The organism is Longimicrobium sp. (assembly GCA_036387335.1).
GTDB lineage: Bacteria > Gemmatimonadota > Gemmatimonadetes > Longimicrobiales > Longimicrobiaceae > Longimicrobium.
On record DASVTZ010000108.1, the window covers coordinates 1 to 12,676 of the forward strand.

Genomic DNA, 12,676 nt, shown 5'->3' on the forward strand with positions numbered 1-12,676 from the left:
GACCAGCACGAAGGCGAGATCCACGCGGCGAGCACCCCCGGCACCGGCAGCATCTTCACCGTCCGCCTCCCCGTCGCCCGCGTCACCGCCCTCGTCCGCCCCGAACCTGAGGCGTTGGGCCGCGTCGCCTAACGGACCGGCATCGATCCCCCGCTGTAGGGGCAGCCCCGCGTGGCTGCCCGTGCCCGACCCCGCCCCGCCGCCAGCAGCGCGCGCCATCCCCCGCGCACCAAAAACCGGCCCGCCCCGACATCAGTCGCGGCGGGCCGATTTTCGTGCGCGGGTGGTGGCGTGCGCTGTGGGGGCGGGGCGGGGTCGGGCACGGGCAGCCACGGGGGGCTGCCCCTACGGGTGGGACCGATGCCGGCCTATGCGACGCGGCCCAACGCCTCGGGTTCGGGGCGGACGAGGGCGGTGACGCGGGCGACGGGGAGGCGGACGGTGAAGATGCTGCCGGTGCCGGGGGTGCTCGCCGCGTGGATCTCGCCTTCGTGCTGGTCCACGATCATGCGTACGATGGCCAGGCCCAGCCCCGTTCCGCCGCTCCGCTCGCGCGCGGCGTCGGCGCGGTAGAAGCGGTCGAAGACGCGCGGGAGCTCCTCCGGCGCGATGCCCGAGCCGGTGTCGCGCACCTGCACCTCCACGAAGCCCGGATCCTCGCCCTCCGTGTTGGCGCCACGGACGCGGATCTCGACGACGCCGGCCTCGGTGAACTTCACGGCGTTGGAGACGAGGTTCAGGAAGAGGCGCCGCAGCGAGCCCGCCGCGCCGTGCACGATCACCGACTCCGGCGCATCCAGCCGCACCGCCACCGGCTTCCCTTCCGCCAGCGCCTCGCCGATGTCCTGCACGTCGCGCAGCACGGCCACGAGGTCGACCGGGGCGGTGGGGCGGGGGACGGAGGCTTCCTCGCCGCGGGCCAGCGTCAGCAGGTCCTCCACCAGCGCCAGCATCGAGCGCGTCTCCTCCAGGATCTCGCCCATCGTGTCGCGCAGCTCCTCCGGCGAGCGGGGGCGGGCGAGGGCCACCTCCGCCGTGCCGCGGATGGCGGTGAGCGGGGTGCGCAGCTCGTGGCTGGCGTCGGCGGTGAAGCGGCGCAGGGCCTCCACGGCGCGCTGCAGGCGACCGAGCATGCCGTTGTACGCCTGGGCCAGCTCGCGAAGCTCGGCGGGGTGCTCCGGCTCGTCCACGCGGCGGTCCAGCGCGGCGATGCCGATCTCGCGCGAGGCGGCCACTAGGCGGTTGAGCGGCTTCAGGAGGCGGTTGGCGACCGACCACCCCGCCAGCGCCGCCGCGATCCCCGTGAGCGGGATCAGGAAGAGCGCGATGAGGGAGAAGGCACGCAGCGCCTTCTTCTCCACGTCGCCGGTGCGCGCGACCACGATGTCCACTTCCTGGCCCGTGATCAGGCGGGTGCGGCGGCGCAGCGTCTCCACGTCGCCGATGCTGGAGGGGATGCGGTCCTCGATCACCTCCACGCGGGGGATGTTGGACGGGGCCACGAGCTGTTCCGCCGCCGCCGCCGTCTGCCGGAGCGACTGCGTGCCCGTGCGGGCGAGCGACTGCCGCAGGATGGCGTAGGTGATCCCCGCGAACAGCGTCAGCGACGCCAGCAGGATCACCGAGTAGCCCACGACCAGCTCGCGCCGCAGCGAGGTACGGTTCATTCGGCCCGCTCCGGGGTGCGGATCGCGTAGCCCACGCCGCGCACGGTGTGGATCAGCTCCGGCTCGCGTCCCAGCTTGTTGCGAAGCGCGTTCACGCAAACGTCCACGATGTTGGTCCCAGGGTCGAAGCGGATTCCCCAGACGTGCTCCATCAGCGTGGCGCGCGAAAGGGGGCGGTCCGCGTTGCGGAGGAGGTACTCCAGGAGCGAGAACTCGCGCGGCGTCAGCTCCACCGACGTGCTGCCGCGGCGCACTTCACGGGTGGCCGGGTCCATCTCCAGGTCGCCCACGCGCAGCACGGCGGGGGCGCCGGCCACGCGCCTGCGCAGCAGGGCTCGCAGGCGGGCCGTCAGCTCGCTGAAGTCGAATGGCTTCGTCAGGTAGTCGTCCGCCCCGGAGTCCAGCCCCTCCACCTTGTCCTCCGTGCGGTCGCGCGCCGTGAGCATCAGCACGGGGAGCGCGACGCCGGACGCGCGCAGGTCGCGAACCAGGTCGAAGCCGGAGCGGCCCGGGATCATCACGTCCACCACCGCCGCGTCGAAGCCCTGCGTGCGCGCCTTGTCGAAGGCGGAGTCGCCGTCGGCCGCCGTTTCCACGATGTACCCCTCCTCGCGCAGCCCCTTCGCCAGGAATGCCAGGATCCGCGGGTTGTCTTCTACGATCAGGATGCGCATGGGGAGAGTCGGTCGCGGGGGGACGCCCGGCGCGTCCGGGCGTTGTCGCATGCGTATACCCGCGCGCGCGCCGCGAAGGGCCACTCCAGCATGCGGATTAACTCTCCTTAATCGACGCTTAACCCACGACTAACCGGGCGCATGAACTCCTGGAACGGGTGATGTGTAAATTTACCCACGACGCCGCGGACCGGGTGCGGCGCCGGGCACCTCGAACCCCATGTATGACCCATGAACAGCTACGTTCGCAAGCTCGCCATCCCCACCACGCTCGTCGTCGGCCTCGGAGCGGGGCTGACGCTGGCGGACGCGGCGCAGAATCCGCTGCCCGACCTGATGGCCCAGAGCGGCCCGCTCGCCGCCGCGCCCACCGCGCCGGTGGTGCGCGCCGCGCCGTCCGCCGACGCGCTGTCGGGAGCCTTCCGCGCCGCCAGCAGCGCCGCGCTGCCGTCCGTCGTCTTCATCCAGGTGGAGTCCGCCGCGCGGCAGGTCAACGCGCAGATCCCGCCCGAGATGCGTGGCACTCCCTTCGAGGACTTCTTCCGCGGCCCGCAGCGCTCCGGGCCCACGCAGTCGTCCGGCTCCGGCTTCATCGTCTCCGCGGACGGCTACGTCATCACCAACAACCACGTGGTGGACGGCGCGACGCGCGTCAAGGTGGTGATGAACGACCGCCGCGAGCTCGACGCGCGAGTCGTGGGGCGCGACGCCAACACCGACATCGCCGTCCTCAAGGTCGACGCCAAAAACCTCCCCGTGGTGCGCCTGGGCGACTCCGACGCGCTGGAGACCGGCGACTGGGTGCTCGCCCTGGGCTATCCGCTCTCGCTGGGCCAGACGACCACGGCCGGCATCGTGAGCGCCAAGGGCCGCAACCTGGGGATCATGGGCCGCAACACCGAAGCCACCTCGCCGCTGGAGCACTTCATCCAGACGGACGCGGCCATCAACCCCGGCAACTCCGGCGGCCCGCTGGTCGATCTGCAGGGTCGCGTGGTGGGCGTCAACTCGGCCATCGCGTCGCCCACCGGCTATTACTCCGGGTACGGCTTCGCGGTGCCCATCGACCTCGCCAAGCGCGTGGCGGACGACCTGATCCGCTTCGGCGTGGTGCACCGTCCCATGCTCGGCGTGGAGATCCGCGACGCCGCACCGGCCGACGCCGAGGTGTTCGGCCTGCGCGCTCCCGAGGGCGCCGTCATCAGCAGCGAGCCCAAGGCCGGCGCCCGCGACGCCGGGCTGCGCCTGGGCGACGTGATCGTCTCGGTGGACGGCGGCACCGTCCGCAACACGGGCGACCTGATGGAGCAGGTGATGCGCAAGCAGCCGGGCGACGAGGTGGTGCTGGAGGTCGTCCGCTACGGCCGCCGCCAGCGCGCCACGGTGAAGCTGGCCGCCTTCGACTCGCCGCGCGCCGAGCGCTCCGGCACCGCCGCCCCCGCCGCCACCGGCGACGCGACGGACCGCCTGGGCTTCGCCGCCGCCCCGGTGACGCCGATGATCGCGCAGCAGCTCCGCCTCCCCTCCGCCGAGGGCGTCGTGGTGACGGGGGTGGACCCCTCCGGCCCGAGTGCTGCGCAGCTGATGCCGGGCTTCCGTATCGAGCGCTTCAACGGCCGCGAGATCCGCACCATCGCCGAGCTGCGCTCCGCCATGGAGGGCGTGCGCCCCGGCGCCGTCGTCTCCCTCGTCGGCCGCCGCCCGGATGGGACGCAGACGATCGTGAACTTCAGGGCGCGCAGCTGAGCGTTTAGTATGGATGCGCGGGCGGGGCGGGGGCAAGCGTGGCCCCCTCCCCGCTCGTTCCTCGCTGCCCCTCCCCCAAACTGCTGGGGGAGGGGCGTTTGGCGTGCGGGGGTGCGCGAAGGCAGGGTTCGTCGCGCGGGCGGGCACGGGCAGCCACGTGGGGCGGCCCCTACGGGATTCCGGGTCCTGGGCAGGGGGTCGAGGTGCGCGGAGGGTGGGCAGACACGTAGGTCTGCCCCTACCGGGTGTCTGTGTGGCGGGCGGCGGAGCGGTGGCGGGCACGGGCGCGATGAATCGCGCCCCTACGACGGGGCGGGATCCGGGCGCTCTCCCCCCTCCCCCGCGGTTTGGGGGAGGGGGGCCGGGGGGGCGGGGGCCAGCACCGCGTGCGCCGCCGCCAGCCGCGCGATCGGAACGCGGTAGGGGGAGCAGGAGACGTAGTCCAGGCCGACGCGGTGGAAGAACGCCACCGAGCGCGGGTCGCCGCCGTGCTCGCCGCAGACGCCCAGCTTCAGGCCGGGCTGCACGCCGCGGCCGAGGTGGGAGGCGATCTCCACGAGGCGTCCGACTCCGGGCTGGTCCAGCGTCTGGAATGGGTCGTCGGGGAGGATGCCGTCCTCGACGTACTTCGGGAGGAAGCGGCCGGCGTCGTCGCGCGATAGGCCAAAGGTGGTCTGCGTCAGGTCGTTGGTGCCGAAGGAGAAGAACTGCGCGTGCTCGGCGATCTTGTCGGCGGTGAGGGCGGCGCGCGGCAGTTCGATCATGGTGCCGGCCAGGTACGCCACCCGCTCCCCCGTCTGCTCGAAGACCTCGGCGGCGCACTCGTCCACGATCTGGCGCTGGCGGCGCAGCTCCTCGGCGGTGGATACCAGCGGGATCATGATCTCCGGGCACACCGTCACGCCCTCGCGCTGCACGGCGACGGCGGCTTCGAAGATCGCCTGGGCCTGCATCCAGGTGATGTCCGGGTAGCTGATCCCCAGGCGGCAGCCGCGGTGGCCGAGCATGGGATTGCTCTCGTGGTGCTCCTCCACGCGCATGCGCAGCCGCACCGGGTCCAGCCCCAGCTTGCGCGCCAGGTCGCGCGTCTCCGCCGCGCCCTGCGGCAGGAACTCGTGCAGCGGCGGGTCCAGCAGGCGGATCGTGACGGGGAGGCCGTCCATCGCCCGGAAGATCCCCTCGAAGTCCGAGCGCTGCATGGGGAGCAGCTTGGCGAGGGCGATGGCGCGCTTCCCCCCGTCCTCCGCCAGGATCATTTCGCGCACGGCGTCGATTCGGTCGCCCTCGAAGAACATGTGCTCCGTGCGGCAGAGTCCGATCCCCTCGGCGCCGAAGCGGCGGGCGACGGCGGAGTCGTGCGGCGTGTCCGCGTTGGTACGCACGCGCAGGGTGCGGTAGCCGTCCGCCCACTCCATCAGCCGCTGGAAGTGTGGGGAGAGCTCCGGCTCGCGGGTGGGGACCTGGCCCAGGATGACGCGCCCGGTGCTCCCGTCCAGCGTGATCCAGTCGTTCTCGTGCACGATGGTCTCGCCCACGCGGAAGCGGCGGTACGCCTCGTCCACCTGCACCTCGCCCGCGCCGGCCACGCAGCACTTCCCCATCCCGCGCGCCACCACCGCCGCGTGGGAGGTCATCCCGCCGCGCGCGGTGAGGATCGCCTGCGCGGCCACCATCCCGTGGAAGTCCTCGGGCGAGGTCTCGCGCCGCACCAGGATCACCGGCTCGTGCGGACCGCGCTCCGCCGCCTCGTCCGGGTTGAACACCACGCGCCCCGACGCCGCGCCCGGCGACGCGGGGAGCCCCGTCGTCAGCACGTGGACGCTGGCGCCGGGGTCGATCATCGGGTGCAGGAGCTGGTCGAGCTGCTCCGGCTTCACCCGCAGCACCGCCTCCTCGATGGAGATCACCCCCTCGTCCACCATGTCCACGGCGGTGCGCACCGCGGCGGCGGCGGAGCGCTTGGCGGAGCGCGTCTGGAGGAGGAAGAGGTGCCCTCGCTCCACCGTGAACTCCAGGTCCTGCACGTCGCGGTAGTGCGTCTCCAGCCGCTGCTGCGCGGCGAGCAGCTCGTGGTACGCTCCCGGCAGCGCCTTCGCCATCCCGTCGATGTGCAGCGGGTCGCGGATGCCGGCCACCACGTCCTCGCCCTGCGCGTTCACCAGGAACTCGCCGTACAGGCACTTCTCTCCGGTCGATGGGTCGCGGGTGAAGCAGACGCCCGTCCCCGAGTCGTTCCCCATGTTGCCGAACACCATGGAGCAGACGCTCACCGCCGTCCCCAGCTCGTGCGAGATGTTGTTGATGCGGCGGTAGGCGATGGCGCGCGGGGTGTTCCACGATTTGAACACGGCCTGGATGGCTCCCCAGAGCTGCGCCTTGGGATCGGTCGGGAAGTCCTCGCCGGTCGCCTCGCGCACCAGCGCCTTGAACTCGGCCACGAGCGCCCGCCAGTCGTCGGCGGAGAGATCGGTGTCTTCGCGCACCCCGCGGCGTTCCTTGGCGTGCTCCAGCAGGTGCTCGAAGCGCTCGCCGCGAATGCCGAGCACCACGTTGGAGTACATCTGCACGAAGCGGCGGTACGAGTCGAAGGCGAAGCGCTCGTCGCCGCTCTCCGCGGCCAGGGCGGCGGCGGTCTCGTCGTTGAGGCCCAGGTTGAGGATGGTGTCCATCATCCCCGGCATCGACACCGCGGCCCCGGAGCGCACCGACACCAGCAGCGGCCGCCCGCCTCCGCCGAACGTCTTCCCGGTCGCCTCCTCCAGCCGGTGCAGCGCCGCGTCCACCTCGGCGGGGAGCGCATCGGGGTAGCCGCCGGTGCGGATGAAGTGGCGGCAGCACTCGGTGGTGATGGTGAAGCCCGGCGGCACCGGCACCCCGATGCGCGCCATCTCCGCAAGCCCGGCGCCCTTGCCGCCGAGCAGCTCCTTCATCTCCCCGCTCCCCTCCGTCTGATTCGCGCCGTAGAAGTAGACGTGCTGCTCCGCCATGTGCCGCTCTCGTGTGGGTTCCTGGATCAGGGCTTCTCGGCGCGCGCCGGTGGCAAGATCAGAGCCGAGGGCGCCCCGTGTCACCCTATACGCGCGGAGCTGACGTTTTCGAGTCGGTTTTTTCCCATTAAGGAAGTAAATAAGATGTTCGGCAGTAGAAGAAAAATGAAATTCCTGTTTCAGATTTTATCTTGGTATTCTGAGGTAACCAGAATTTCTCTGGCCACACCTTAAATAGGAAGGTAAATATGATTGAAATTGGAGATGTAGTCACTGCTGTAGAAGTAGTAATAATTATAAGGGAACTATGGCGCAGGTATCAGGAACGGCGCGCCCAAAGGCGATAGTCGTACGAGGGAGCCTGCCGGGATCGGCAGTGCTCCCTCGGCGCATGGTAGATGGCGAGGTTACGGTTAAATCTAGCCGCCTGCAGGATCAGCCGCAGCGCTGCGCTAGCGTGCGCACGAGGGCGGCCGCGCGGGCCTTGTCCGCGCCCGCGGAGGCGGCGACGGTGCGGCCGAGGGCAGCGATGCGCTCCGCCTTCACGGTGTACTCCGCGCCGGACTTCGTGCAGAACCGCGCCTCGGAAGTGCGCGACTGCTCCTCCACCCAGCCAAGCACCTCCACCATCCTCCGCAGCGCAGCGGGGGCGTGCGTGCCGCGCGGGTACAGCGACAGGTAGCGCGCCACGGTGATCTCCGCGAGGCCGAAGAGGCAGGTCGGGTCGCCCTCGCACTCGCCCGGGAGCTCCTGGTTGGCCGCTTCCCACGCGATCGCCTCGCCGATGGGCAGCGCGCGGTAACGCCTCTGCAGCGCCCAGAACGCATCGGCGTCGACGTACCACTGCCCCTGCGACTCGCCGTACACGATCTCGGTGGTGTCCGCGCGGATACGTCCCTCGCGCAGCGGGCGCGCGTCGGAGCCGACCGAGCGGGTGCGCGCATGCTCGTCCAGCGCCTTCTGGAGGGCGCGCAGGCGGAGCAGCCCGAGCTCGGCCTTGGCGGCAGGCGCGGTGGACGCGGCGGCCGCATCGGTGAGCACGTTCACCAGCCGCGCGCGGGTGGCAAAGGGCGCCTGCTCCTGCGCCACCGAGCGCGCCGCGATCCTGCGCAGGGCGGGGAGCGGGTTGGCGGGGTCGTACGGCACCGTCAGGTCACGCCGCACCCACCCGCGCGCGCCGTCGGCCGTGCGCACGCGCACCCACTCGCCCGTCGCGGCACCCTCCACCGTCAGCGGCATCGCGATGTCGAGGGTGCGTACGGCGGCGCCGGTGGCCGCGGGGGTGGCGCGGAGCCGCACCGCATCCAGCGTCGCGACGTTCCCCGTCTGCGCAGCGCCATGCGTCGTGATCGACGCCAGCAAGACCACCATGCAAGCCCGAATCATCAGCAGCCTGTCTTCGGAGGATGAACGAAGTGGCACGCGGCCCGCGCGGCCCACCGGCTCGGAAGGAATAGCCGTTGCTGCCGCCCCGCGCCAGCGTCATCCTTGCGGGCGAGGCGAAGGACGAGCGTGCGTGGATGAGGCGAAAGATGTCACAAATGATACGTTTCTCACTGATAAAAGGCGTGTACCGTGCGGGCGGCTCCACCCTACGCTGGGGAAGAGCATGGGATCACCTCCCGGTTGAAAGTTCGGACGGGGACGTATGAAAACCGCAGTCGCTATCACGATAGCATGGTCCGTTGCAGTTGCGCTGTTCGCGCCGGCAGTCTCAGCCGGGCAGAACAGCGCCGCAACGCACGCAGCGCCGGCCAGCCAGTCCGCGGCGGGACGATATCAGGCCCTTACCACGCTCTCCCGTCAAATCATCCAGCTACGAGCTAGTTCCAGTGCGGCGCTGTCCGAATCCAGCAACGCACAAATCGACGCGCAAACGAAGCTGATCGCAACCTCTGCAGAGTTGGCTGAGGTGCTGAACCGGCGAGGCGAGCTGGAGACACGCTTGGAGGCCCTGAAACGGGGCTCGGGCGCAGCCCTCCGGCGGCTCCCTACACACGAGGAGCGTACGGCCGCGGCGGCTCTCCTCCAGCGCGAGATCGCGCTTCGCGAAGAAATACGGATCCAGCAGGCGGTGGTGGCACGCCACGATTCCGTCCGTCTGCACGCTAGCGCACAGCTGCGACTAACCGACGCCGCCTTCGCGCGGTACCGGGCACTCGCGAGTGGCGGCACCTTCAACATGAACCTCCGGGAGTCGAACGGAGACACCCCCACGGCAGAGTTTTGGGGCGAAGTCGCGGAGCTAGCCGACGCGGTGAACGCGCGCTTCCGCATCCGCTGGACCTCGTATCCCACCGACCGCGCGACCGTCTTCTATCAGACGGTCCGCGAGCGTGAGCGCGGTGATCGTCCGCGCAGCCTCCCAGCCACGACCAACAGCGTGCAGGAGTTCGCGATGGGGTGCTACTACATTTGGCTCCAGCGAGGCGCGCGCATCACCTCGGATTACAACCGTGAGATCTGTGTACTAGGGAATATCCCGGAAGTAGTCTTGGTGGAACAGGAGTAACTCGAACGCTGAGGAGGCGCCGTGCCGGGATCCTGGGACGATTACATCGGCGCGCTGAAGTCGATCACCGGACTTTGCGCCACGACGGGGGCCATGCTCCCAGCGCTCGCGTACTTCACGGACCTGGCGCCTCCGCTCCTCCCCTCGTCCGTCCTCCTGACCCAGTCGATGGCGGTGGGCACGCTCGCGGCGTCGTACTACATCGAGCCTCGCTCGGCGGCGAACAGGCCACGCAACGGAGTTCCGCCCCTCGTCCGCCGCGGGATCACGGCGCTCGCGTCGGGTGTCGTCCTGCTCGGGATGTACGCTGTGCTCCTGGCGGCGTGGACCGTCTCCGACGGAACTCACAGGTACCAGATCGGGTTCGGCACGATGGGCTGGAGCCTCACCGAGGAAGGGCTGAAGGTGAAGGCGGCCCACCCCTCAAGCGGCCCCTGGATATGGATGATGAACGACGCGCTCTTCACAGAAACCGGACCGCAGAAGCTGTGGAAGCCGTGGACCATCTACCTCTCATTCGCGGTCATGTTCGCGGTTTTCACCGGTGCGTTCACGAGCTGGACCCACGGCTGGGCGATGCTGGCAAAGCAGCGGAGCAGGGACCTCCGCGCCGCCGCCGGTGCGGTGCCGGATCTTCCCGCGATGCCTGATACGCGCATCGCTCCAGCGGAATAATCGTATCTCGGCTGAATCAGCAGCCGGCTTATGAATCCGATACCGCGGAGCGAGTCCGCGCAGGCGGACTTCCCGCGGTCGTTGCAGCGACTTTAGTCATCACACCCGGTTGCATTCGCAGCCCCGAGATGGAACGCCCCCGGGCCGCAAAGGACCGGGGGCGCTCTTCCACGGAGGCGGCCGCGCCTACTCCGCGTCCATGAACGGGTACTCGAAGCTCCGCGCGGGGGCCAGCGTCTCCTTGATGGCGCGCGGGCTGATCCAGCGGACCATGTTGAGCACGGAGCCCGCCTTGTCGTTGGTGCCGCTCGCGCGCCCGCCGCCAAAGGGCTGCTGGCCGACGACGGCGCCGGTGGGCTTGTCGTTGATGTAGAAGTTGCCGGCGGAGTTGCGCAGGCGGCGGTCGGCCTCCACGATGGGCTTGCGCTCGTTGGAGAAGACGGCGCCCGTGAGCGCGTACGGCGTGCCGGCGTCCACCACGTCCATGATCCGCTCCCAGTCGCGCTCCGGGTACACGTGCAGCGCGAGCACCGGTCCGAACACCTCCTCGCACATCAGCCGGTAGGCGGAGTCCTCCACCTGCACCAGCGTGGGGTCGATGAAGTAGCCCTTGGAGTCGTCCGAGGTGCCGCCGTGGATGATCTCGATCCCCTTCGACTCCTTTGCGTGCTGGATGTAGCCGGTGATCTTGTCGAACGCCTTCCGGTCGATCACCGCGCCCATGAAGTTGCGGAAGTCGCGCACGTCGCCCACGCGGATCTTGGACAGCATCTCGACAGTTCGCTCGCGCACCTGCGGCCAGATGGAATCGGGCACGAAGACGCGCGAGGCGGCGCTGCACTTCTGGCCCTGGTACTCGAAGCCGCCGCGCACGATGGCGGTGGCGAGCGCGTCCGCGTCGGCGCTGGCGTGGGCCAGGATGAAGTCCTTGCCGCCCGTCTCGCCCACCAGCCGCGGATAGCTCTTGTACGACGCGATCCGCTCGCCCACCGTCTTCCAGAGAGTGTGGAAAACCGCGGTGGAGCCGGTGAAGTGGATGCCGGCCAGGTCGCGGTGCGCCACCAGGATGTCGGTGATCGGCCCCGGGTCGCCCGGGATGAAGTTGATGACCCCGTCCGGCAGCCCCGCTTCCTGAAGGATCTTCATGATGTAGTAGTTGCTGTAGACCGCCGCGTTCGATGGCTTCCACAGCGCCACGTTCCCCATCATCGCCGGCGCGGTGGGGAGGTTCCCGCCGATGGCGGTGAAGTTGAAGGGGGTGACGGCGTAGATGAAGCCCTCGAGCGGGCGGTGGTCCATCCGATTCCACATTCCGGGGCCGGACACTGGCTGCTCGCTGTAGATCTTCTCGGCGAAGTGCGTGTTCCAGCGCCAGAAGTCGATCAGCTCGCAGGCGCTGTCGATCTCGGCCTGGTACGCCGTCTTGCTCTGGCCCAGCATGGTGGCGGCGTTGAGCACCGGGCGGTAGCGCGTGGCCAGCAGTTCTGCGGCGCGCTGGAAGACGGCGAGGCGGTCCTCCCACGGCCAGTGCATCCACTCCTTCTGCGCCTCGCGCGAGGCGGCGATGGCCTGCTTCACCTCGTCGGGCCCCGCCTTGTGGTACGTCGCCAGCACGTGCCCATGGTCGTGCGGCATGGTCTGGCGCTCGGTGTTGCCGGTGCGCACTTCCTTGCCGCCGATGATGAGCGGAATCTCGATCTCTTCCCCCGCCATCCGCTCCAGAGCGGCCTTGAGCTCGGCGCGCTCAGGGCTTCCGGGGGCATACGACAGCACCGGCTCGTTGCGCGGAGCTGGAACCTGCGTGACGCTGTTCATGCGAGTCTCCTGATGGTTCGGAACTGAAGTCCTGAGTGCTGAGTGCCAAGTCCTGAGTGAAAACGCACTCACGCACTCACGCACTTCTCTGTTCAGCACTTAGCACCTAGCACTTAGCACTTTCCGCGCACAACCTACTCCGCGCCCGCCCCCTCCGCCACACCCGCCCGGCTTGACCCATTTACCGGCTGTGGGGTACATTGGCGTGCAGGGCGCACGCTCACCCAACCGGCCGCGGCATGACCATCGTCGAGCAGATCGAAGACACTCTGGACACCATCCGCCCCGCCCTTCGCGGCGACGGCGGGGACGTGGAGTTCGTCGGATACGACGACGCGGAGGGCGTGGTGCAGCTTCGCCTGATGGGCGCGTGCAGCTCGTGCCCCATCTCGACTATGACGGTGAAGCAGGGAATCGAGCGGCGGATCAAGCAGGTGATTCCGGAAGTCCGCGAAGTCCAGGCGGTCTGACGGCCGCCCGCACAGACGATAGCCGGCGCTCGCATGGGCGCCGGCATTTTAACAGAAGTGCGTGAGTGCGTTAGTGCGTGAGTGCGCTTGCCGTACCCACGCACTTCCGCACTCACGCACTCACGCACTT

General features: G+C 69.7%; 9 protein-coding genes. 4 read left to right on the top strand and 5 right to left on the bottom strand.

Going from position 1 to position 12,676, the window contains the following annotated elements; translation table 11 throughout:
• Nucleotides 1-368 precede the first annotated feature (368 nt).
• Entirely contained in the window at nt 369-1,667 is a 1,299-nt protein-coding gene (locus VF647_09770; GenBank protein ID HEX8452373.1) for an ATP-binding protein, read from the bottom strand.
• Nucleotides 1,664-2,341, bottom strand: a complete 678-nt coding sequence (locus tag VF647_09775) for a response regulator transcription factor (protein ID HEX8452374.1) — start codon at nt 2,339-2,341, stop codon at nt 1,664-1,666. The genes VF647_09770 and VF647_09775 overlap by 4 nt, the downstream gene beginning before the upstream one ends.
• A gap of 231 nt (nt 2,342-2,572) precedes the next feature.
• Between VF647_09775 and VF647_09780 the strand changes: the two genes are divergently transcribed.
• Complete coding sequence (locus VF647_09780) at nt 2,573-4,087, top strand: trypsin-like peptidase domain-containing protein (GenBank protein ID HEX8452375.1); 1,515 nt, start codon at nt 2,573-2,575, stop codon at nt 4,085-4,087.
• Between the two features lie 302 nt (nt 4,088-4,389).
• On the opposite strand, the gene ppdK is transcribed toward VF647_09780, so the two are convergent.
• Together ppdK and VF647_09790 are read right to left on the bottom strand one after the other, a co-directional pair.
• Nucleotides 4,390-7,074: a pyruvate, phosphate dikinase gene (ppdK, locus tag VF647_09785; protein ID HEX8452376.1), complete on the bottom strand. Its 2,685-nt coding sequence runs from the start codon at nt 7,072-7,074 to the stop codon at nt 4,390-4,392.
• A gap of 435 nt (nt 7,075-7,509) precedes the next feature.
• Complete coding sequence (locus VF647_09790) at nt 7,510-8,445, bottom strand: SH3 domain-containing protein (protein HEX8452377.1); 936 nt, start codon at nt 8,443-8,445, stop codon at nt 7,510-7,512.
• Between the two features lie 277 nt (nt 8,446-8,722).
• Between VF647_09790 and VF647_09795 the strand changes: the two genes are divergently transcribed.
• The gene (locus tag VF647_09795) at nt 8,723-9,586 is read left to right on the top strand and encodes a hypothetical protein (GenBank protein HEX8452378.1); all 864 of its coding nucleotides are present in this window, start codon (nt 8,723-8,725) and stop codon (nt 9,584-9,586) included.
• Nucleotides 9,587-9,607: 21 nt separating this feature from the next.
• Nucleotides 9,608-10,261 carry a hypothetical protein gene (locus VF647_09800; protein ID HEX8452379.1) on the top strand — a complete coding sequence of 218 codons (654 nt, stop codon included), beginning with the start codon at nt 9,608-9,610 and terminating at the stop codon, nt 10,259-10,261.
• A 186-nt stretch (nt 10,262-10,447) separates the two neighbouring features.
• Here VF647_09800 and pruA read toward each other — a convergent pair whose 3' ends face one another.
• A complete protein-coding gene (pruA, locus tag VF647_09805) occupies nt 10,448-12,076 on the bottom strand; it encodes an L-glutamate gamma-semialdehyde dehydrogenase (protein ID HEX8452380.1) in 1,629 nt (542 codons plus the stop codon).
• A gap of 245 nt (nt 12,077-12,321) precedes the next feature.
• Here pruA and VF647_09810 point away from each other — a divergent pair, with 245 nt between their 5' ends.
• The gene (locus tag VF647_09810; protein HEX8452381.1) at nt 12,322-12,546 is read left to right on the top strand and encodes a NifU family protein; all 225 of its coding nucleotides are present in this window, start codon (nt 12,322-12,324) and stop codon (nt 12,544-12,546) included.
• The last annotated feature ends 130 nt before the right edge of the window (nt 12,547-12,676 follow it).

Excerpts from the sequence above, each read along its gene's own strand:
- VF647_09770 (HEX8452373.1), bottom strand. The coding sequence starts at position 1,667 with ATGAACCGTACCTCGCTGCGGCGCGAGCTGGTCGTGGGCTACTCGGTG.
- VF647_09775 (HEX8452374.1), bottom strand. The coding sequence starts at position 2,341 with ATGCGCATCCTGATCGTAGAAGACAACCCGCGGATCCTGGCATTCCTG.
- VF647_09780 (HEX8452375.1), top strand. The coding sequence starts at position 2,573 with ATGAACAGCTACGTTCGCAAGCTCGCCATCCCCACCACGCTCGTCGTC.
- ppdK (HEX8452376.1), bottom strand. The coding sequence starts at position 7,074 with ATGGCGGAGCAGCACGTCTACTTCTACGGCGCGAATCAGACGGAGGGG.
- VF647_09790 (HEX8452377.1), bottom strand. The coding sequence starts at position 8,445 with ATGGTGGTCTTGCTGGCGTCGATCACGACGCATGGCGCTGCGCAGACG.
- VF647_09795 (HEX8452378.1), top strand. The coding sequence starts at position 8,723 with ATGAAAACCGCAGTCGCTATCACGATAGCATGGTCCGTTGCAGTTGCG.
- pruA (HEX8452380.1), bottom strand. The coding sequence starts at position 12,076 with ATGAACAGCGTCACGCAGGTTCCAGCTCCGCGCAACGAGCCGGTGCTG.